The 22,355-nt window shown below is 42.7% G+C and carries 22 protein-coding genes; 7 read left to right on the plus strand and 15 right to left on the minus strand.

Annotated features, from left to right (window positions below):
• Window positions 1-43: 43 nt before the first annotated feature.
• Complete coding sequence (locus tag FHW89_RS16065) at window positions 44-616, plus strand: RNA polymerase sigma factor (protein ID WP_172336071.1); 573 nt, start codon at window positions 44-46, stop codon at window positions 614-616.
• Entirely contained in the window at window positions 606-1,991 is a 1,386-nt protein-coding gene (locus FHW89_RS29165) for a carboxypeptidase-like regulatory domain-containing protein (RefSeq protein ID WP_172336072.1), read from the plus strand. Before FHW89_RS16065 ends, FHW89_RS29165 begins: the two co-directional genes overlap by 11 nt.
• Before the next feature lie 184 nt (window positions 1,992-2,175).
• Here the strand turns inward: FHW89_RS29165 and FHW89_RS16075 are convergent, their stop codons facing one another.
• From FHW89_RS16075 to FHW89_RS16110, 8 genes are all read right to left on the minus strand, one after another.
• Window positions 2,176-2,907, minus strand: a complete 732-nt coding sequence (locus FHW89_RS16075; RefSeq protein ID WP_172336073.1) for a DUF4197 domain-containing protein — start codon at window positions 2,905-2,907, stop codon at window positions 2,176-2,178.
• Between the two features lie 42 nt (window positions 2,908-2,949).
• On the minus strand, window positions 2,950-3,960 hold the full coding sequence (locus FHW89_RS16080) for an inorganic phosphate transporter (protein WP_172336074.1): 1,011 nt from the start codon (window positions 3,958-3,960) through the stop codon (window positions 2,950-2,952).
• Window positions 3,961-3,980: 20 nt separating this feature from the next.
• On the minus strand, window positions 3,981-4,631 hold the full coding sequence (locus tag FHW89_RS16085; protein ID WP_172336075.1) for a DUF47 domain-containing protein: 651 nt from the start codon (window positions 4,629-4,631) through the stop codon (window positions 3,981-3,983).
• Window positions 4,632-4,678: 47 nt separating this feature from the next.
• Window positions 4,679-5,743: a cell wall metabolism sensor histidine kinase WalK gene (locus FHW89_RS16090; protein ID WP_172336076.1), complete on the minus strand. Its 1,065-nt coding sequence runs from the start codon at window positions 5,741-5,743 to the stop codon at window positions 4,679-4,681.
• A 9-nt stretch (window positions 5,744-5,752) separates the two neighbouring features.
• Window positions 5,753-6,451, minus strand: coding sequence for a methyltransferase domain-containing protein (locus FHW89_RS16095; protein WP_172336077.1), 699 nt, complete (start codon window positions 6,449-6,451; stop codon window positions 5,753-5,755).
• A gap of 18 nt (window positions 6,452-6,469) precedes the next feature.
• Window positions 6,470-7,594 (minus strand): NAD(P)/FAD-dependent oxidoreductase, encoded by a 1,125-nt coding sequence (locus tag FHW89_RS16100; protein ID WP_172336078.1) that lies wholly within the window; start codon window positions 7,592-7,594, stop codon window positions 6,470-6,472.
• A gap of 3 nt (window positions 7,595-7,597) precedes the next feature.
• Entirely contained in the window at window positions 7,598-8,707 is a 1,110-nt protein-coding gene (locus FHW89_RS16105) for a type III polyketide synthase (RefSeq protein WP_172336079.1), read from the minus strand.
• Window positions 8,708-8,804: 97 nt separating this feature from the next.
• Entirely contained in the window at window positions 8,805-9,344 is a 540-nt protein-coding gene (locus tag FHW89_RS16110; protein WP_172336080.1) for a YceI family protein, read from the minus strand.
• A gap of 154 nt (window positions 9,345-9,498) precedes the next feature.
• Here FHW89_RS16110 and FHW89_RS16115 point away from each other — a divergent pair, with 154 nt between their 5' ends.
• Window positions 9,499-10,383, plus strand: coding sequence for a UbiA family prenyltransferase (locus FHW89_RS16115; protein WP_172336081.1), 885 nt, complete (start codon window positions 9,499-9,501; stop codon window positions 10,381-10,383).
• 3 nt (window positions 10,384-10,386) lie between these two features.
• Here FHW89_RS16115 and FHW89_RS16120 read toward each other — a convergent pair whose 3' ends face one another.
• The 5 genes from FHW89_RS16120 to FHW89_RS16140 all read right to left on the minus strand — a co-directional run bounded on the left by FHW89_RS16120 (window position 10,387) and on the right by FHW89_RS16140 (window position 14,727).
• Window positions 10,387-11,697 (minus strand): carbohydrate porin, encoded by a 1,311-nt coding sequence (locus FHW89_RS16120; protein WP_172336082.1) that lies wholly within the window; start codon window positions 11,695-11,697, stop codon window positions 10,387-10,389.
• A 126-nt stretch (window positions 11,698-11,823) separates the two neighbouring features.
• Complete coding sequence (locus FHW89_RS16125; RefSeq protein WP_172336083.1) at window positions 11,824-12,477, minus strand: HD domain-containing protein; 654 nt, start codon at window positions 12,475-12,477, stop codon at window positions 11,824-11,826.
• A gap of 121 nt (window positions 12,478-12,598) precedes the next feature.
• Window positions 12,599-12,838: a helix-turn-helix domain-containing protein gene (locus FHW89_RS16130; RefSeq protein WP_172336084.1), complete on the minus strand. Its 240-nt coding sequence runs from the start codon at window positions 12,836-12,838 to the stop codon at window positions 12,599-12,601.
• A gap of 218 nt (window positions 12,839-13,056) precedes the next feature.
• A complete protein-coding gene (locus tag FHW89_RS16135; protein ID WP_172336085.1) occupies window positions 13,057-13,554 on the minus strand; it encodes a hypothetical protein in 498 nt (165 codons plus the stop codon).
• Entirely contained in the window at window positions 13,555-14,727 is a 1,173-nt protein-coding gene (locus FHW89_RS16140; protein WP_172336086.1) for a class I SAM-dependent RNA methyltransferase, read from the minus strand.
• A 90-nt stretch (window positions 14,728-14,817) separates the two neighbouring features.
• On the opposite strand from FHW89_RS16140, the gene FHW89_RS16145 reads away from it, so the two are divergent.
• From FHW89_RS16145 to FHW89_RS16155, 3 genes are all read left to right on the plus strand, one after another.
• A complete protein-coding gene (locus tag FHW89_RS16145) occupies window positions 14,818-15,186 on the plus strand; it encodes a DUF3127 domain-containing protein (protein WP_166092703.1) in 369 nt (122 codons plus the stop codon).
• 257 nt (window positions 15,187-15,443) lie between these two features.
• Window positions 15,444-17,252, plus strand: coding sequence for a sensor histidine kinase KdpD (locus tag FHW89_RS16150; protein WP_172336087.1), 1,809 nt, complete (start codon window positions 15,444-15,446; stop codon window positions 17,250-17,252).
• A gap of 122 nt (window positions 17,253-17,374) precedes the next feature.
• A complete protein-coding gene (locus FHW89_RS16155) occupies window positions 17,375-18,067 on the plus strand; it encodes a response regulator transcription factor (protein WP_172336088.1) in 693 nt (230 codons plus the stop codon).
• Between the two features lie 23 nt (window positions 18,068-18,090).
• Here FHW89_RS16155 and FHW89_RS16160 read toward each other — a convergent pair whose 3' ends face one another.
• Entirely contained in the window at window positions 18,091-18,702 is a 612-nt protein-coding gene (locus FHW89_RS16160; RefSeq protein WP_172336089.1) for a hypothetical protein, read from the minus strand.
• A gap of 378 nt (window positions 18,703-19,080) precedes the next feature.
• On the opposite strand from FHW89_RS16160, the gene FHW89_RS16165 reads away from it, so the two are divergent.
• On the plus strand, window positions 19,081-20,643 hold the full coding sequence (locus FHW89_RS16165; RefSeq protein ID WP_172336090.1) for a M20/M25/M40 family metallo-hydrolase: 1,563 nt from the start codon (window positions 19,081-19,083) through the stop codon (window positions 20,641-20,643).
• A 108-nt stretch (window positions 20,644-20,751) separates the two neighbouring features.
• Here FHW89_RS16165 and FHW89_RS16170 read toward each other — a convergent pair whose 3' ends face one another.
• Entirely contained in the window at window positions 20,752-22,155 is a 1,404-nt protein-coding gene (locus FHW89_RS16170; protein ID WP_172336091.1) for an MBL fold metallo-hydrolase RNA specificity domain-containing protein, read from the minus strand.
• Window positions 22,156-22,355: the final 200 nt, after the last annotated feature.

Below are 22,355 nucleotides of genomic sequence, written 5' to 3' on the forward strand. Positions count from 1 at the left end.
AATTTCCATAAACGATTTAAAAAATTTATTTTGGCGCTGTTTAATGACCAATTTTATCAAACCAAATAAATTAAGTTCATCAACTGATGCCGAACTGCTATCTGTTTACCGTAATAGCGGTGATATTGCTGTTTTGGGACAATTGTATGAAAGGTATATGCCCCTTGTTTACGGTGTTTGCTTAAAATATCTGAAAGACGAAGAGCTGGCTAAAGATGCCGTTATGGGCATTTTTGAGGAATTGGTTATTAAGGTAAAACAGCATGATATAGCCATATTCAGAAGCTGGTTGTATGTATTGGGGCGCAATTATTGCTTGATGCAGTTAAGGAGCGGTAAAAAATTAGAAGTAGTTGCTTTGGATGAGGTTATGGAATTTACCCCGCTTTTGCATCCTGATGATAATAACCGTGAAGAAGCCTATAAAGCGTTGGAACGTTGTATTGAAAAACTAACCGGCGCGCAGCAGCAAAGCATCGATCTGTTTTACTTAAAAGAGAAGTGCTACAAAGAGGTGGCTGATATAACCGGGTTTAGTTTAAATGAGGTGAAAAGTTATATACAAAATGGCAAACGAAATTTAAAAATTTGCCTGGAGAGAAGCAGTGAGCAATAAAAAGGCCGACATATCGCAGATCAGGAAGTACTTTAACGGGGAGCTTAATGCTACCGCTATGCACCAGCTGGAGCAGGAAGCGCTTGACGATCCGTTTTTGATGGATGCCCTGGAAGGTTACGAAGCTGTAGGGAAAGATCAGCAGGGAAACCTGAACGAACTGGCAGATCGCCTGCAGGAACGTACAGCCGAAAAAAGAGGCCGGGTGATCCCCTGGAAGGTATGGGCGATAGCTGCGTCGGTTTTAGTGGTATTAACCATTGGTGGATTGTGGATGAGAAATTCAGAGCCCACACCTCAAAAAGAAAGAGTTGCCGATGTAGTGGTTACCCCACAAACCGACAAAAAACAATCAATAGCATCTAAAGATACGGTAGTATCATCTACACCGCCTGCCAAACCTGTTGAGACGCGGGTGGCTCAAAACATAAAACCTGCACCGGTATTAAAATCAATCAAACAGCCTGTTGCCAAACCAACTGATAATGCCATTTATCAGCAGGAGATATCAGCAACTGATAAACAGGCTGTTGCTGGCTCGGTATCTTCAGCAGATAATTTAGCTAAACAAGTACCGGCTGCGGCGCCATTACAGTTTAAATCGCCGGCCAATAAAACAGATAATACACAGCAACTAAGCGAAACGGTTGTAATGGGTTATACTTCGCAAACTAAAAAAGATAGCCTGGATAATGCTATAGCCTTAAGAAGATCAAAGAAGGCCAAAACCTATGGATCGTCTGTCTTGCCCGGAAAAGTGGATGGCTTAACAGTGATTCCTGCAGATCCTAAATCACAGGCGGAAGCCAGTAGGATAACAGGTATCATTCTTTCAAAAGGCGATGGTTCGCCAGTGATTGGCGCTGCTATACGTATTAAAGGAACCAACAAATCAACGGTTACAGATGTTAATGGCAAATTTGCCTTATCAGCCTCGCCTGCAAGTAATGAAACCCTGGATATCGCATCTATAGGTTTTGAGCGTAAACAGGTAAGCGCCAAAGTGGGTGATAGTTTAAAGGTTGAGCTCAACGATGCTTCAAACTCGCTCAACGAGGTTGTTGTTTCCCGTGGCCATAAAACAGATGCTGATGATGAGCCTCTACCCGAAAGCGCCCACCCTCAAAATGGCTCGAGCAATTTTAAAAAATACCTGCAAAGTAATGCGGTTTTACCTGATGGTACCATTGGCAACGTAAATGTGAGTTTTACTGTTGGTGTTGATGGATCATTAAGCGATTTTAAGATCAAAAAAAGTCTGAACGCGGTAGCCGATCAGAAAGCTATAGACCTAATCAAAAACGGCCCTTCCTGGGTTGGAAATAATAATCATAAGCCCGAAACAGTATCGGTGAAGGTGAAATTTCAGAAATAGTCTTTGGTTAATTTAAATTGTCATGCTGAACGATAGTGAAGCATCTATTTTCCAATGGTATAGTTCATGAATAGATCCTTCGTTGCTCAGGATGACAAATCTTTGAAATAGGCCTCGCATAGCTATAAAACAAAAAAGAGCAACAAGTTTTCCCATCGCTCTTTTGTTTATTGAAATCTCTTTTTTACTTCTTATTCTTATCAGCAAAAGAAAATATCTTTTGTAATAGAGGCGTGGTGCGAGCACCTAAGTTAGAGCGAATATTCAGCTCTTCCTTAGCTATTTCAATAAACAATCCCGAGATAGCTTTTTGGGTAGTATAATCGCTGATATCCGGGTTCATTTTTTTTACAAAAGGAACTTTGTTGTAGGCCTTGGCAGCATCGGCATAGTACTTGGTGGCATTTACCTTGTCCAGGCTGGTTTGTATCACCGGTTTAAACTTGGCCGTTAACTGTGGGGTGGTGGTGCGTTGGAAATACTGTGTTGCAGCATCCTGGTTACCCAATAAAATATTGGTTACATCCTGCAGTGTCATTTTTTTAATGGCATCTACAAAAATGGGTTTAGCTTGTTTAGCGGCATCTTCGGCAGCACGGTTGAGTGATAATATCACATTGTCACACAATTTACCCATACCCAGGCTGCGTAAGGTTTTTTCGGCTTTTTGAGCTTCCGGCGGGAAAAGTATTTTAACCGCGGCATTGCCAAAAAAGCCGTTAACCGCCGATAGCTGATCTGAGCTTTTACCTGTAGCTACTTCAAGTGCCTGCTTAAGGCCGCTATTGATTTCGGAATTACTTGGCGTGGTTTGTACGGGTTGTACGGCCGCCTGTGCTGTTTGATTCAGGGTATCAACGCTGGCCACTGTTATAAACGCCAGCATCCCTGTAATTACTAAAAACTTTGCTCTCATAATTGATTTAAATTTAGTAAAAAAATGCAGGCGTGAAAAAGATTATCCTATCAGGTGTATCAGTGCAAATACCCCACCGGCAATAAGCGCTGATATAGGGATGGTAATGATCCAGGCCCAAACCAGGTTGATAGTAACCCCCCAGCGTACGGCCGAAACCCGTTTTGTTAAACCAACACCTATGATAGAACCTGTGATAGTATGCGTAGTTGAAACTGGGATACCAAATCTTTCTGTGATAAACAGGGTAACTGCACCGGCAGTTTCGGCGCTTACGCCTTCTAAGGGAGTTACCTTGGTGATTTTGGAACCCATGGTTTTTACAATTTTCCAGCCACCAGACATGGTTCCGGCGGCAATAGCGGTATAGCAGGCCAGCGGGATCCACTCGGGCATCGGCGCTCCGGATTTGATCACACCGGAGGTGATCAGGGTTACGTATAAAATACCCATTACTTTTTGAGCATCATTACCACCATGTGCAAAACTTAGCGCGGCGGCAGATACCAGCTGTAATCTTTTAAACCAACGCTCTGCAGCAGCAGGCCTGGCTCTTTTACAGATGTGTAATATTAAAATAGTGATCACATAAGCAATGGCCAAACCAATAAAAGGGGCCAGTACAATGTAGGCTATAATAGTTAAAACGTAATGCATTTCAACCGCATTTAACGGGTTAACGTGCATATAAATGGCATTGGCCATACCCGCGCCTGCAAAGCCGCCTATAAGCGTATGCGATGAGCTAGACGGTATACCGAACCACCAGGTGATCAGATTCCAGGATATAGCGGCAATTAAGCCTGCAAGTATTACATGAATGGTCACAAACTGTTCCAAAACAATTTTTGAAACGGTATTGGCTACCTTATGATCTTTGATAAAAAAGTAAGCCGCGAAATTAAATACCGCAGCCATCAGCACCGCTTGGAAAGGCGTCAGTACTTTGGTAGATACGATAGTGGCGATGGAGTTTGCAGCGTCATGAAAACCATTGGTATAGTCAAACAGAAGGGCAAGAACAACAACAACAACAAGTAGGGAGGTAACCATTTAGTGATGATTAAGTATGCTTAAGCGTTTTTAACTAAAATTGATTCCATAACGTTGGCAGCGTCTTCGCACATATCTGTAGCGGTTTCAAGTGCGGCCAGTATTTCTTTGTATTTGATGAGGCGGATAGCGTCTTTTTCATACAGGAACAAATCGGCCACGGCACGGTCAAACACGTAGTCGGCCTGGTTTTCCACACTATTTATCCTGATGCAGGAATCGGCTATGTTACGTACGTTCCTGAGGTCTTTCAGTTCTTTCACGGCTTTTTCAAGGTCGATGCTGGCCTGTAATATCAGGTCGGATAGTTTGCGGATATGCTCATTAAAGTCATCGATCTTGTAAAGACTCATGCGGTTGGCTGCTCCGTGGATATAATCGGCCACATCATCAATGGCTGTAGCCAGCGCGTGTATATCTTCGCGATCAAATGGGGTGATAAAGTTTTTACCCAGTTCCAGGTATATCTGGTGGGTAAGCTCATCGCCTTTGTTTTCCAGCTTATCTATCTGTTTATAAAGATCTTCCTGTGTGGCCGCATTGTTAGAGTTAACAGCCTCAACCAATACGGTAGCCATGGTAACTACATTGCTTGCCGCCTGCTCAAATAAGGGAAAAAATATCTTCTTGTCCTTGGGTACAAAGTATTGGAATATGCTGTTAAGTGACATAATGCTTTAAATTGGGATAAAGGTACGTTTGCTATGTTAAGTTAATGTTAACTTTTCAACACGGGTATATTGGGTAAATGTAAGGCTTGTTTGGCAATTTGCAGGGTAAAGCCAAAGGTCGAACCGAGGCCTTCGGTACTGCGTACATTGATGGTTTGCTGGTGTGCTTCGATAATGTGTTTTACAATAGCCAGTCCTAAACCTGAGCCGCCAATCTGCCTTGAACGGCTGCTATCAGTACGGTAAAAACGCTCAAATAAGCGCGGCAGGAACTTTTCTTCAATGCCTATACCATCATCGGTTACCTCAACCAGCACTTGGTCATGCAGTACAAAAAGGCTTACCGAGGTATTGCCTTCTTCTTTGCCATACTTAAATGAATTGTCTATCAGATTAACCAGTACCTGGCGTATTTTTTCGCGGTCGGCGTATACCAGGATGCCTTCATCGTATTTTTGTTTAAATATTAATTTAATATGGTATTGCTTGCCTTTGATCTCCAGTGATTCAAAAACCTCTTTGATGAGATCATTGATCTTGAATTTGCTGTAATTGATGGGTATCTCGCCCGATTCCAGTTTGGAGATCTCATCCAGATCCTTGATCAGGTAGCTCAGGCGATCCACATTTTTTGAAGCTTTTTCCAGGAACTGACGGGCCATTTCACGGTCTTCAAAATCATCATCCTGCAGAGCCTCGATATAACCTTGTATGGCAAAAAGCGGTGTTTTGAACTCGTGCGATATATTGGAAAGAAAATCACGGCGGAATTTTTCCTGCTTGCGCAGTTCGTCAATCTCGATCTTTTTTTGTTTAGCCCATTCTTTTACTTCCGATTCTACATCGTTAATAGGGTTGGCGCTTACATGCTCGCCAAGGGCATCACGCAAATCGCGACCCAGCTTTAAGTTGTGGATGAGTTTGTAGATGAGTTTGATGCGCGAATAGATGTATTTTTCGATGAGGTAATAGAAAACCACATAGCTGGTAATAAGGGTAGCCAGGAAGGTTACCATAACATCGTACCACTTGTGCTGAAAATAAAAGTTAACGGCAGATAGCGTAATTGCCACGCCCAGGGCGGTTATTAAAACCAGTACACGCAAATTCATATCGTAAAGTTACGATTTGTAGATGATTAACTGCCAGCGGAATGGCCAATGCCATGTTAAATTATAGTTATCAATTCCTGCATTTTTCAATAAGTTAACCAATTCGGCTTTTTTGAAGGCGCGTTTTACAGAAAGCGGCCCATCGTTACGGGCCATTTTGCTCCGGGTAAAAACATGGGTTATCACGATGATGGCATAGTACAAGACCCAATGCCGGTGAAGATCGGTAATGATGATGCCTTTGCGGGCTGATGCCTGCATGTTTTTAATAAGTCTTACCCATCGTTCATCATCAAAATGGTGCGTAAACAGGCTGCTGATAACGATATCACAGGTTGGAATGAGGTCTGTATCCGTGATGACATCGGCCTGCACATAATCAATATTTGAAAACGCGACTGATTCCCGGCGGGCAAAGTTAACTGCGGTTGGCGCGGCATCGATACCGGTTAAATTTAATTTTAAATTGTTTTTAGCGCCCCATTTGGCAATGGCAATTAAAGCATCGCCGCCACCACAACCCCAGTCGCTGACGGAATAGCCGGTATGAATGGGGAAATTCTTTAATGCTTTTATGATGTTTTTATGCCCACCCAGGAGAGAGTTTACCTGCCCCAGGCCCGCTAAAACAGGATCGATCTCACTGGCGGGCAGATCAAAATCGTCCATTATTTCGGCATCGGTGGAGCGTATGGTTAGATTGGGCATATAGTGAATACGTTTGCCTTAGGCGAAAGGTTTGCCATGGGTTTGACTGATCAAAAACCTTGATACCGCTGGCAGACCCTTCAGTATATTTAAAGTAAGCGCGGTAGTGTTATTATTGCCAAACAAGCGCTGTAATTGCCGGCCAACCCAAAGGCGCCGGGCAAATTCTTTGTTCCAGCTATGGGTATAATCAGCTTCGAGCGCCGCGCGTTTATCGGCAGTAAATTTTGTGGGTTGATAATGGGCGATGATCTTTTCGGACAGGATCTTGGCCGAATGGATAGCCATGGTCATGCCGTTGCCGCAAAGCGGGGCGATCATCCCGGCAGTATCACCGCTCATCAGGATATGATCTTCAACCGGGGCCTTTTTTTCGAAGGATATCTCATTGATCACCTCGGGCTTGTCCAGCAAAAACTCAGCATTACTAAAAATATCATCCAGGTAGGGGTTTTTGCGGATCACGTTCTGCTCAAGACCTTCCAATGTGCCGTGTTTACGAAGATCATCCCGGTGGGCCATATAACACATGCAGTAACGGTCGCCATCGGTTTTACTTACGCCGCAATAGCCATCCTTATAATTGTTGAGCTGGATAAGGTCATCCGGAAAATCCATCCGCACGTGAAACTTCACGGCCAGGTACGGACTGCGTTTATAAAAAAAAGGACGTTTTAGTTTTTGATCAAGATTGGATCGTTTACCAAAAGAACCGATCACCAATGGGGCGGTCAGGATATTGCCGGGTGTAACTACCTCAAAGCGTTCATTAAAAAAACGGATATCTTCAACCCGCGTGCCGGGCATCAGTTTTACACCTTCGGTCATGGCCTTGTGGTACAACAGGTTATCAAAAGTGTAACGGCTTAGGCCAAAACCACCCAGATCTAATTTTTGTGAAAGTTTGGTGCCGGATACCGCGGTTACTTCCAAACGATTGATGCGGGCCACTTGTAGTGGTTCCAGGTCGATATCTAAAGCGCTCAGAAAGGGGATTACTTCGTTGGAGATATATTCGCCGCATACCCGGTGTGTGGGATACGTTTTTTTTTCGATCACGGTAACTTTAAGACCAGCCCGATTGAGTAAAATGGCATTGAATAAACCAGCCAAACCGCCACCTACTATGATTACATCGCTCATGGTTTAATGCATTTCGAGTATCATACCCTCTACAGTTAAACCAGGTCCAAAAGCAAAGCTCATGATCTTTTGTTCCTTCAAATTTTGCGCAGCAAGCATTTTTTGCAGCACAAATAATATGGTGGCTGATGACATATTGCCATACTCCTGCAGGGTTTGGTAAGCAAAGGCATTGCTTTCTTCGGGAAGTTCCAATGCAATTTCGACGGCTTCCAATATCTTACGGCCACCCGGGTGCACGGCATAAGCGGTGATCTGCTCTGCTCCCATTTTTACTTTATGCAGAAAGCGTTCCATCAGGGCACCAATATGTTTTTTGATCTGCTTGGATACTTTGGACGTGAGTATCATCTCGAAACCGGTATCGCCCACGTGCCAGCCCATATCGTCGCGGGCCTCGGTCACAAATTCGGTATAAAAATTCTTTAAAGAAAAATAAGTTCCTTTACCCGAGCGATTGGCAGTATTCTCCACTAGAACAGCCGCTGCGCCATCGCTGAACAGGGAGTTAGCCACCCAGTTATCAAGCGTATTAACTTTTTGAAAGTGGAGGGTGCACAGCTCAATACTTACTATGAGTACTTTGGCTTCGGGATTAGCCCGGCAAATATAGTCGGATACTTTGAGCGCGTTGATGGCGCCATAGCATCCCATAAAATTGATGCATGTTCGCTCGGTATCGCGGTTAAGGGGTAGTTTTTCCACCAGCTCAATGTCAATACCCGGCGCATGCATGCCCGTACAGCTAACGGTGATGAGGTGAGTGATCTGTGGTAGAATGTCCTCATCAAAACCGGCAAGGCAATTCTGTACAGCCTTAACTGCAATGGCGATAGCTTCTTTCTCGTAAAGGTTCAACCGTTCTTTAGTACCAGGGAAAGGTTCCAGATCTGCCGATTGTTGAAAGAAAGTGTATTGGGACGGATCGCCCGCGCCAAAATCAGGGATCACCGAGTAGCGATGATCAATGCCGGAATGATCATAAATACTTTTCAACCGGGCGGCGTTGGTTGCGTCCAAGCCAAAAGCATTCACCATAAAATGGTAAATGTCATTCTGAGCTATTCGATTATTGGGATTTGCTATCCCAATGGCACTGATGCAACTATCCATCTATATATTTTTTTAGTATTTAGTAATTAGTATCAAGTATCAAGATTTTTGATAATTCTACTTGAAAAACAGCTTCGGTCATGATACTTGATACTAGCTACTTGATACTACTTTCCACATTTACCGTAACCGTGGCCTCATCTGCCAGCACCATACTGCTACTGCCTAAGCCAAAATCCCTGCGGTTTATTTTAAAGTTACCGTTAAATACCGCGGCATTACCTTTTTCAGTATAAGTAAAAGGCACCTCTATCAATTTTGTCTTGTCTTTTATAGTTACGTTAAAACTACCGGTATAGTTGTCTCCGCTTTTATGTTTAAATGATACCGACTTTAGCGTGATCTTTGGATAAGTGGCTATATCAAAATAATCAGCGCTTTTGAGGTGAGTATCACGCATATCGTTATCGGTATTAATTGTGGCTGTTTCAACAGTAGCTGTGATGCTGCTGCCGGTAAGGTCGGCAGGTTTAAACGCTACATCAGCCTGCAGGCCGCTAAAAACACCCGAACAACTGATACCCATATTTTTAATCTTAAAGCTAATGGCCGATTTGGTGATCGTTGTTTTTACCTGTGCAAAGCTGTTTGTCACTAAAAAAGCTAAAATGGCTGCGATACAAATTTTTTTCATCATGAATTACGAACGTACTTTCAAACATAACATTTTATAAGGCACCAATTTTTACATTCGTAATTGCAAGGCAACCATGTTTACTATTATTACGTTAATGAGGTTATGAAGGGTTGCCTTCATGGTTTAAATAATATTTAACATAACGGCCTGATAAATGAACCTGAAACAGTTAATACCTACCCGCTCGGCATGGGCGCATCTGCGTTTTGTGTTTTCTGTTTTTTTGCTCCCGGTGTACCTGTTTGCGTTTAGCCAGGCACATGACGTTCATGTCGGATCAGGAGTTTTAGTTTTTTTTATCTGGCATTTACTGGCCTTCCCGGCCAGTAACGGCTATAACAGTTATTTTGACCGCGATGAAGAAAGTATTGCCCTGCTGGCCAAACCGCCTGAGGTAGATATCAGCCTGTATTATTTTTCGATATTGCTGGAGGTAGTTGCCTTTTTACTGGGTTTTCTGATCAGCTGGGAATTTGCTTTCGCAGTATTGCTTTACGGCATTATGTCGAAATTGTACAGCCACTCGGCTACACGGTTGAAAAAATATCCGATCATCAGTTTTTTAACGGTTTTCTTTTTCCAGGGAGCGTTTATTTATTACACCACTTATTCGGCTTTAAGCGGATTAAGCCTGTTCAGGCATTGGGATATGGGTTTTACGGTTGCCGGGGCCATATGCTCCTGCCTTATCGGGGCATCATACCCACTTACCCAGATCTATCAGCATGCCGAAGATAGCCGTCGCGGCGATCGGACGATCAGCCTTTTGCTGGGCTATAAAGGTTCGTTTATTTTTTCGGGAGTATTGTTTGCCCTGGGGATAGCGCTATCCTTTTATTACTGGCGGATGCAAGGCATGATGCTGAATTTTTACTTCTTTCTGCTATGCGCCCTACCTATATTTTTATTTTTTAACTACTGGTTTTACAAAGTTGGCCAATCAACCAAAAACGCGGATTATAAAAACGCCATGCGCATGAATTTTTTGAGCTCGGCCTGCATGCTGCTTTATTTTGGGGGGCTGGCGATATTTGGATAGATATTAAAACTCTACGTGAACCCTTAACGATAGTACGTTTACCGGGCCACGGTCTTTATTGTAGGCCGGATTTAGGATAAACTGGTAATCGGGCGTAAGCCAGACTTTCTTTTGATAGGCATTTAGCTTATAGTATAATTCTGCTATCATCTCGTGGCCATAGTTCAGTTTGCCATCGCCAATGATAAAACCGTATCCTCCGGCAGCCAGGTAATCGCGGTGTGGGGCCGAAAGTCCGTTTGCTACAAAAGCTAAAGCCAACTCATCATCACTACGTTTCCAGGAAGTACCTTTGAGTACGCCCCCAAAACTTAATGAACGGTCGATCTCGGTAAAATACCAGGTTTCGGTTTTACCATCGTTATAGCTTACTTTGGCAAACACGCCAAAGTCTTTACTCAGGTATTGGTCGGCACTGATGCCAAAGCCATATTTATGCTTGCCGTAGGTAAGGTTGGTGTCCACTACCGGGTTTACCGGGTTTTTGGCTAGCGCTTCGCTATAAATACCCATTTTGCCATTGTTCCGGAAGCCTAATATCCGTACGGTGCCTTTGTTGCCATTTATAGTATGACGATGCTCATATTCCAGTGTTTGGGTATTGGCTTTGCCTATTTTAGCATCCCAGATAGCGCCATTAGCCGAAGTTGTCGACATAGTGAAGGCAAAACGCAGTGTCCAGTTGGGTTGTCCAAGTTCAAAATGACTACCCAAAACATAACCCCGTGTATTAGCCGGATAATCCCAGGCGCCGTTATCCATTAAAGCCCAATTCATGAATTGTGAACGTGGGTCATGGCTAAATTCGTTGCCGTCATAAAAATCGGCCATGCCAAATTTACCAACGGTAACGGAAAAATAGCGTTTGCTTTTCAGTCCGGCCAATTGGTTGTTATCATCGGTTAGCGTGTCTTTTTCTTTGCCCCACTCAAAATTCTGGGTAAAATACAAACGGGCGATATATATTTTAGGCTCTGTAGCGCCTACCCTAAAAGTTTCGCCGTTAGGAAAACCCGCTGCACCCAGGGTTTTGCTCAGGCCCGATCCGCCGGATAGTTCCGGATTAAAAAAAGCCTGCGCCCCTTTCCATAAGCGGGCCGCGCCAAAAAGGGTGGTGGTGATGGAGCTTTGTGTTTCTGATTTGGTAAGCAAACTGTTGGCCCCGGTATAGTCGGCGCCAAATGATGGCTTGTATTGGGTAATGATAGTTTGCTGGAAATGGAGATTAAAACGCTGTTGTTTCAGGGTATCCTGTGCAAATGCAAATAAGGTAATTTTCAGCAGGAGAGCAGTTAGCAGTATCGTTTTTTTCATCAGCGTAAATCGTTTTTTAAGATGATGAAGCTATCCATGAGTCGTTTTACCCACTCCGGTTTATGAGCCTTTAGCTCATGATGGTTTCATCAACCTCAAATTTTGCGCAAATAAACTAAACTTTATTTAGTTTATCATTCCGCATTCATTATAAAATTGATTTAAATAGGCTTCCATGAAATCATGGCGTTGTTGCGCCAGTTTTTTACCGGTGGCGGTGTTCATCTTATCTTTCAGCAATAGCAGCTTTTCATAAAAATGGTTGATGGTGGGAGCTGTGGTGTTTTTATACTCCTCTTTGCTCATGTTCAGGTTAGGTTTGATCTCGGGATTGTACAGTTCCCTGCCTTTAAAGCCACCGTAGGTAAAAGCCCGGGCAATGCCAATGGCGCCAATGGCGTCAAGACGGTCGGCATCTTGTACAATGGCCAGTTCAGATGAGTGAAATGTTGGTTTATCAAAACTTGATTTGAACGACATGTGCCGAATGATTTGCTGTACATGCTCAATCACAGCTGCATCCACATGCATGCTTTGTAAGTAATTGCCAGCCGTACGCGGACCTATCTCTTCATCGCCATTATGGAATTTACTATCGGCAATATCATGTAATAAGGCTGCCAGTTCAACCGTGAGCAGATCGGCATGTTCGGTTTGCGCTATTAGTTTGGCATTAGTCCAAACGCGTTGTATGTGCCACCAGTCATGGCCGCCTTCGGCATTTTTGAGTGTTTCGCGTACAAAGTCTACGGTCGAGTTGATCAGTTCACTGTGTTCCATCGGCCAAAAATACTAAAAAGCTTAAAGCCGAGGGTAGAAAGCTAAAAGCTTTAACTTAATAGTTTATAACCGTGTGTTGCTTCATTAAGCTTTAGGCTTTCTGCCCTCGGCTTTCAGCTTCTCAAGCGGCTACTACTTTTTCGGTCTCGATCAGTTCATGAACATCTGAGCCCAATATAGCGGCTATTTGAAAAAGGCGCTCCACCGTTATTTTAGTATAGCCCAGTTCAATTTTGCTATAAGCGTTTTGCGATATACTCAATTTTGCCGCAAGATATTCCTGCGTATAGTTCAGGCTTTCTCTGGTATGCCTGATATTGGCTGCAATAGCCTTTATTTTGAAATTCAGCATCTCTTTCATTCACGTAATAGATTGGTTATCTAATAACTAACGAAACTAATACGCGTATGGATTTTTATTTTTTATTTTTAATTGAATTTTTTTAACTGATGAATGTGTATTGTCTTGATACTTAAACAAAAGACGAAAAAAATATTTTATATAATAACAAGAAAAAAGCCCATGATCAACTCAATAATCACGGGCTTTTTTTGTTATTATATATTATTCTATACTTATTATTCTGGTAAATCGTAGCTTACAACAACCGTTGGTAACAGGGTGGCATACTCCAAAGGCACCTGGTTGTAGGATATAATGGGTTTACGCTGACTGTAAAACCTATAAGCTTCCTTGATAGTAGCGTTACTGGCCATAGCCGGCGGATTAAAACTGATAGAGAAGGGGATAATAAAATCGTGCAATTTTTCACGATCAGGAATCACCCATTTATGGTTTGATTTTTTAAGTGCCTCAATAATAGGCAGGGTGAGCACGTAATCATCGGCATAATAAACAATTATTTTTTTGATGGTGCCCTTTTCATCAGCTGTAAATTTAAATACGGCAGTGCCGGTTGCTTTCTTGCTGATGATCTCTGGTGTTACTTTCAGGCTGTCTCTGAAAAAACGGGTCATTACGGCACCTCCGCCCTGAAACGGAAATGCCAGTTCGGTTTGTGCGTGGCAATAAGCTGATAGTAAAATAGCAGCCGATAATAATATGATCTTTTTCATTTATACTTCTTTTGGTTCTCTTTTGCTGCCTTCATACAGCTCATATTCCAGTAAGCGGCAATCCAGTTTGCCATTGTAAAATTCAATTCTGCGCGATGGGCGAAGACCGATCTTTTTAGCCAGATCGGGATTGCCCGTAAAAATATAACCCCGGTAACCCAGGCATTTCTTTTTCATGAAATCGCCCATGCGTGCATAAGTAGCCTCCAGTTTGGAATGTGTACCCAGGCGCTCGCCGTATTCGGGGTTAAACATCACGATGCCGGCATCCTCGGGTACTTCGGTGTCTGCAAAATCACAAACGCTAAAATCTATCAAATGGTCTACACCCGCGGTTTTCGCGTTTTTTTGGGCAATGTCCACCGCATCGGCAGATAGATCTGTCGCGATGATCTTAAAACCGGTTTCCTTTTTTGCCTTATCCTTTAATTTACGGCGTTCGGTAAAAAATACGGTTTCGTCATATCCTAAAATATGCATAAAACCATAGTTCATCCTGAACAGGCCCGGGCATTTATCGGTTGCCAGCAGGGCCGCTTCAATAGCCAGTGTGCCGGATCCGCACATGGGGTTAATAAAAGTGCTTTTCCTGTCCCAGCGGGTAGCCATTACGGTTGATGCAGCCAAAGCTTCCAGCATAGGCGCTTTGCCCGGTATTTTGCGATAGCTATGCTTGGCCAGTGTTTCGCCCGATGTATCAATAAAAATATCGGCGTCGCTATCCTGCCAGTACAGGTGTATCAGTGTTTTATTGGCTTCGGCGCCCGAGTTGGGGCGTATGCCTTTGATGGATTTTATCCTGTCGGCGATGGCGTCCTTAACTTTTACGTTGGCAAACAGCGGGGTAAGGATGTGTTCGTTATTTACGTTTGATGATACCGAGAAATAGCCGGCAAAATCAATCAGTTTTTCCCACTCAATGGTCACCAACTCATTGTAAAGCTGTGCCGGATCATCGGCTTTAAAGCTTTTGAGCAGATAAAGTACCTGGCTGGCGCAGCGCAGGTTAAGATTAAGGGCGATGGTATCGGTTATGGTACCTTTAAGCTCAACGCCGGTCTGAAAAACACGGGTTGGTGTAAAACCCAGGGACTCAACTTCCTGCTGCAGATAAGGCGACAGCCTTTTATTGCATGTAATGACGATTTTACTCTCGGTGTGGAAAACTTGCATATTTATTTTGCGAATTTATAAATTAAAAACACCCTATTTTAATTTCTTATCTATTAACTTTACATTTTAAATTTTTTTGAGAAGATTATTATGGAAGTTAAAGGTAAGGTATATGAAGTGTCGCCAACAGTGCAGGTTACTGAATCACTTAAAAAACGCGAACTAATACTTGAATATATTGAGAACCCTCAATATCCTGAATATTTAAAGTTTGAAGCTATACAGGACCGTTGCGCCCTGCTTGACGCTGTTAAAGTAGGTGACGATGTGGAAGTATTCTTTAACCTGAAAGGTCGCCCGTGGACTGACAAAACAGGTAAAAAAAGCTATTTCAATTCATTACAATTATGGCGTGTTAATGCATTGGCGGCAGGTGCCGGCAGTGCCACAACACCAGAGTACGCTGCACCATCGCCAGATATCGCTTCATCAGCCGATGATGATGATCTGCCGTTCTAATTTCGCTGTGCGATAAGATATTGTCAATTTTGAAAGGCCCCTTTTAAGGGGCTTTTTTGTTTTGTTATTTGCGCTACACCCATCGGCCAGTATGCACTTCTCATTGCATTTTTGTATATTGTATAATATGGTTTGTTTATGAATCAATGATAGCCAAAATGTTATAGGTCAAAAGGTTATTGCCGGCAGCTAATTGTTAAAATTTGTTAAAAGGGGCTGTGGTACGGTTATTTTAAAATAATTTTGCTTGTTAACAAATGAAGAAAAGAAGCATCGGTTTAATAATTGGGTTAATGGGTTTTGCACTGCTGGGTGTAATGGCCATGCAATTATACTTTTTGCGGCAATCATACCAGATGCAATCAGAATTGTTTGATCGCTCGGTAAATGAGGCGCTTAACAATGTGGTGTCAAAAGTGAGCAAACAGGATGCGCTTAACTTTTTAAATAACAAAGCCCAAAAAAATGTTGCCAATGCCAGCAGCGACAATACCGGGATACGGGTGGTAAAAAGCGATGCCAATAAACTGTATCTGCCTAAAAGAAAAAAACAGAGCCTGCGCGAAAAAAAGATCGCTCTTTTGCGCGATAGTTTGGAGCGGATGATCATGCACAACAAAATGGATGATGAACTGGCCAATCTGTTGCAGCAGGAAGGTACGGTAGATTTTCAGGTAAAGGTAGAGGAATATACAGATGAATTTGGCGTGGTTCATGGCCGTTTTACCCCTCAAATAGTACGTACCCGCATCAGCGGAGCTGTGCGCGCCAGAAAACTGCATAAATATGATACCCTGAGATATGTATATATCGATCCGCAGTTTGGAAAACAGCTGATCTCGTTACCCCGTATCAATCCTTTATGGCAACGTGAACAGATCCGTAAGCAAAAGGAACGCCAGGTTGCCCAGATCAAGAAAATGCTGGAAACAGATTCGCTGCAAAATATCAACAGCGGTAAAACTACTGTTATCGAGAACCTTGCCGAAGAATACCGAAAAACAGGCGAGCCCTTAAATAAACGTGTAAATCCTTTCTGGATAGATTCACTGCTGCGCTTTGAACTGCATAATAAAGGCATCCCTTTGCCTTTTAGCTATGAAGTGCTAACCGCCAGCAACGATTCGCTCATATTTTCGAGTGCTACAGATAATGATGGTAACAAGCCGGTTTTTATTGCCGCCAACACTTATCAAACGCCCATTTTTAGTAAAGATGTGATCAACGATCCGGGCAAGATCAGACTTACTTTTCCGCAAAAAAATTCATTGATATTGCGCAACATGACGGCTACCATGGGTACTACCGCCGGACTATTAGTGGTACTGATATTTTGCTTTGGTTACACCATCTTCTCGATACTTAAACAGAAAAAAGTTTCGGAAATGAAGATCGACTTTATCAATAATATGACCCACGAATTTAAAACCCCGGTATCCACCATCATGATAGCCAGTGAGGCTTTAAAGGATGCGGAGATCTCTGAAGATAAAAGCAGGGTGTCTCGTTTGGCCAATATTATTTTTGAAGAAAACGCCCGCCTGGGTAGCCACATTGAACGGGTACTTAATATAGCGCGTATTGAAAAGAACGATTTTAAGCTGGATAAAAAGCCCCTGGATGTGAATGATATGGTAACGGTGGTATTGGATAGCATGGCCCTTAAACTGCATAAGTGTAATGCCAAAACCTCGCTTGATCTTACAGATGAAAATACAACCATCATAGCTGATGAACTGCATTTTTCAAACGTGCTGTATAACCTGATTGACAATGCTATAAAATATAGTGCAGACACGCCCGATATCACTATAACCACATTGGTTAAAAACGGGCAGGTACTTATCCAGGTTGCCGATAAAGGCATAGGTATGAGCCGTGATCAGCAAACAAAGATATTTGAGCAGTTTTATCGCATCCCTACCGGAAATTTGCATGATGTGAAGGGTTTTGGCTTAGGCTTAAGCTATGTGAATACTATTGTAAAAAGATTGAACGGCACCATCAGTGTAAAATCTGAAAAGGATAAAGGCTCTGAGTTTGAACTTAAATTTGCGTTGGTATAAGTGTGTAGAGAAATCCGATAAGTCGGAAAAGCAAAAACATGTCGAATCTAAGGCTTGGGTTTTAAATAAAAAATAATCTTCCGGATTTTCCGACTTATCAAAATCCGGACTAAAAAAAGCAAATGAAAAAAATACTACTGGTTGAAGATGATAACAATCTGGGTCTGTTACTACAGGATTATCTGCAGTTAAAAGGCAAATTTGATGTTGTTTTGTGTAAAGATGGCGAAGAAGGCCTGCGCGCCTTTACCAAACAGGTATATGACCTGCTGATATTGGATGTGATGATGCCTAAAAAAGATGGCTTTACACTGGGTAAGGAGATCAGGAAGATAAACCCGCATGTACCCATTATTTTCGCGACAGCCAAAGGCATGATTGAGGATAAAATGCAGGCGTTTAACCTGGGTGGTGATGATTATATTACCAAACCCTTCCGTATTGAGGAACTTCTGCTGCGTATTAACGCCATGCTGAAGAGAACCGAGAATACGGAGAAGAAGGAGGAAGAAAAGCAAACCTCATTTAAAATTGGCAAGTATACATTTGATTTTACCCTGCAAACGATCACCATTGGCGATCACCACCAAAAATTATCAACCAAGGAAGGTGAACTCCTTCGCTTGCTGTGCATGCGTAAAAATGAAGTACTTACCCGCGAAGAAGCTTTGCTGAACATCTGGCATGATGATAATTACTTTAACGGCCGTAGTATGGATGTGTTTTTAAGCAAAATACGCAAGTATTTAAAAGACGATCCGAGTGTGGAGATCATCAACGTACATGGCAGAGGATATAAGCTGCTGATCAATTAAATAGCAGCTAAATCATAGTTTAATTATTCGGATTTTACCGGTGTCTTAAAGTATCCACGCAAATGGTACTGAAGGATCACCGGTTTTCTTTTGGGTAAAGATGCGATCTCCTGAAATTCTATATTAATATAGCCGCTGAGAGCCTTCGCTGTTTTATAATTTTTTTGATTGAAGATCAGTTTGCTTTTGGTGATTTTATAGGTTAGGGAAGCATTTTCAATAACATCTTCATAAACAATATCGGGATCAAGATATATTTGATTATTCTTCAATGATACTTTATACTCGCTGCCATATGCGGGTTGTCCGCCCGTAAAGATCAACGTTATTATTCCTTCCTTTTTTGTAGCGTTACAGTAATTTAAGCTATAGCCACCCTGAACATTTGTTTGACAGTTGGCTGTATAATAGAGGTGGGCAGTATCACCCGGTAGTATTTGCTTCCCATCTATGTTTTCAAATTTCCCGTCATTATGTTTTATTATATTCCATTTATAGCCCCAGTTTTTAGTGAATGAAAATCTTGCTTCCGGTATTTTGCCAATAGTTACAGATGATGGGGTTTTAGATTGAGCAAAAACAGGGCAAATCCCAACGGAGGAAAATATTAACAGCAGGAATAACTTTAAGTTCATGGAAATCTTGGTATGAGTTTAAGGTATAACTCAAATATGATCAAATATATCCAAATCTGTTCGGGGTAGCCAATTGCCGAACTTTGGGCGTCTCAAGGCTCGTTTCAGACGCCAAAAGTGGGTTTACATAAAAACCTAATATTTGGCAGTAAATTGAAGTTAATTATTTGATTTTAAATTAAATATAAAAATGCAAGCCCTGAAAAGTGTAAACCATGTAAACCCACTTTTTTAATAAAATAGCCCGCCTTCCCAGACATTATTTTGAAAACTGTACTCTGGCTATTGCTTGTAACAAATTTGTTAAGAGCGGATTGCTGCATTTTCTGATGATTAATAAATAGATTTGTTATTGACTGATCACATAATTTATTATTCATGAAATTAAAACTACTTTTTTCATGCCTCATTTCTGCAGGCATTACCTTACCTGTATTCGCACAGGAAACCGTTGATCCGGCCATTGTTCAGAAGATCCGCGAGGAAGGTTTAAACCACTCCAAAGTAATGGAGACCGCGTTTTATCTCACAGATGTTTCGGGCCCGCGTCTGGCTAATTCGCCGGGTTTGCGCCGCGCTCAAAATTGGGCTGTTAATCAATTGAAAACGTGGGGCCTGGCCAACGCCAAGCTGGAGGCCTGGGGCAAATTTGGTAAAGGCTGGGAAGTTCAAAAAAACTATGCCGCTATTACTTTGCCTTACTATCACGCCATTATCGCCATTCCTAAAGCCTGGACACCGGGTACCGGCGGTTTGATCAAAGGAGATGTGGTAGTGGTAAAAGCCGATTCGGCTGCCGAGTTAGATCAATATAAAGGTAAGCTACAGGGCAAGGTGGTTATATTTGATACCAAGCCGCTTGTTGAACGCAGCTTTAAAGTAGATGCCGCCCGTTATACCGATGAGGAGCTTGCCGAAATGGCCAATGCTACCGCGCAGCCAGCCGCCGGGCGCAGGCAACCCGATGCCAACTCGGCGCAATTTGCCGCTATGCGTAAGCTACGAGCGTTCCAGACTACTTTAAGAACATTTATACATGACCAGAAAGCCGCGCTGATACTAAGCCAGGCGCGTGGCACCGATGGTACCGTATTTACCACCAATGGCGCGTCATATGCCGATACCGCGAAAGCTGTATCACCCGAGCTGGAAACCAGCAGTGAAGATTATCAGCGTATTTTACGCCTGGCAAAGGCAGGTCAGAAAGTTGAGCTGGAAGCTGATATCAAAACCCAGTTTTTAACCGACGACCTGCAGGGTTATGATGTGGTAGCCGAAATTCCGGGTACCGATAAAAAATTAAAAGAACAAGTGGTCATGATAGGTGGTCACCTGGATTCATGGCATGCAGCTACCGGCGCTACAGATAACGCGGCAGGCAGCGCGGTAATGATGGAAACTATGCGTATTTTAAAAGCCATCAATTTTAAACCAAAGCGAACTATACGCATAGCATTGTGGAGCTCGGAAGAACAAGGTTTGTTTGGTTCACGCGGATATGTACTGAACCACTTTGGCGATCCTAAAACGATGCAATTGAAACCAGAACAGGCCAAATTATCGGCTTACTATAACCTGGACAATGGTACGGGAAAAATACGGGGCATCTACCTGCAGGGCGACTCAGCAGCCGGGCCAATATTTAAAACCTGGCTTGAGCCTTTTAAAGACCTTGGTGCTACAACCCTAACTATCCGAAACACCGGTGGAACGGATCACCTTTCGTTTGATGCCGTAGGTATTCCCGGATTTCAGTTCATCCAGGATGCTATTGACTATGGTTCACGTACGCACCACAGCAACCAGGATACTTATGACAGGTTGATCGAAGACGATCTGAAACAAGCTGCTACTATTGTTGCGTCTTTTGTATATAACACTTCGGAGCGTACCGAAATGATACCGAGAAAAGTATTGCCGAAAGTGCAGCCAGCTAATTAAAATATAAATTTTGTCATTCTGAGCGGAGCGAAGAATCTAATCTTCCCCATGATCTGGTAGCGGATAGATTCTTCGCTCCGCTCAGAATTACAATTTGGATTATTTGCACTATTCCAGTTCTACTTTCAAGTGCTGGTAAGGGATCTCAACATTCTTAAATCCCGCCTCTTTTAGTTTGGTACTAAAGTGCTGCTGCACTTCATACTCGCCATGTACCAGAAATATCTTTTTAACTTTTTCGGCGTCCTGGCAAGCCAGAAAATGGAGCAGGTCGTCATAATCGCCGTGGGCGCTCATAGATTTGATCGACCTTACCTCGGCTTTTACCTCATATAATTCACCGTAAATATGTACTTCATGGTCGCCATTGAGTAAGTGTCCGCCCAGGGAGTTCGGTTCGCAGTAGCCTACCATCAAGATAGTGTTTTTATAGCTATTGATATTGTTTTTAATGTGGTGTTTTACCCGGCCAGCCTCGGCCATGCCCGATGAGGAGATGATAACACAGGGGCGCTGGTCGTTATTCAATGCTTTTGATTCTTCGGTCGATTGTACAAACCGTAGGCCCTTAAACCCAAAAGGATTGGCATCTACTTTCAGAACTTCCTTAACACCCTTGTTATATACTTCGGGGTGGTTCATAAGCACCTCGGTTGCTTTTTGTGATAGCGGGCTATCTACATAATAATTTACATCGGGTAACACACCTCGTAGTTCCAGTGCATTTAAGGCATACAATAATTCCTGGGTACGACCAACACTAAATGCCGGAATGATCACTTTCCCTTTTTTGATCTCGCAGGTTTGTCTGATAATATCCAGTAAAGCATCTTCAATCGGCCCCTGTTCTTTATGAAGCGAGTCGCCATAGGTAGATTCCAGCAAAATATAATCGGCCTGTTCAAATGTTTCCGGGTCATTCAACAGCAAATCGTCATAACGGCCAACATCGCCGCTAAAGGTAATATGAGTGATCTTGCCATCTTCCAGTATAGATAAATGAACTGCGGCACTGCCCAAAATATGCCCGGCATCCGTAAAGGTGAGTTTTACCCGAGGAGTTATTTCGTACTCTTCATGATACTCTACAATTTTAAACAAACGCAGGGCTGCCATCGCCTGCTCATCTGTATACAACGGCTCTAATAGCGGCTGACCTTTCCGGGCACGGTGCTTATTACTATAGGCTACATCCTGCATTTGTATATGAGCCGAATCAAGCAACAGTATCCTGGCCAGATCCATTGTTGCCGATGTACAAAAGATGGGGCCATCAAAACCTTCGGCTACCAGGCGTGGGATCAGCCCACAATGATCAATATGCGCATGTGAGAGTATCAGGTAATCGACCTTTTTAGGGTTGAATCCAAAATGTTCATTAAGGTCTTCAGAATGCTCACCCATACCCTGGAACATACCGCAATCCAATAAAATGGATGTTTCGTCCTTAAGCCGGATCAGGTGCTTGCTACCGGTAACGTTACGGGCGGCGCCATGAAAAGTTATATTCATTTATAATAGGTATGAAATTACTAACGAAGATGCACAATAAAGCGGATAAAACCATCATGAGCTAAAGCTCTGCAACCGGAATGTATAAAACGACTCATGATAGCTTCATCACCTTAAAAAAACAATTTACTCTGATGAAAAATAAAAACTAAAACTTTAGTTGTTATTTTCGTTTATAGTATCTAACTTAGATTAACCAA

Source organism: Mucilaginibacter sp. SG564, assembly GCF_013149275.1.
In the GTDB taxonomy this organism is placed as follows: domain Bacteria; phylum Bacteroidota; class Bacteroidia; order Sphingobacteriales; family Sphingobacteriaceae; genus Mucilaginibacter.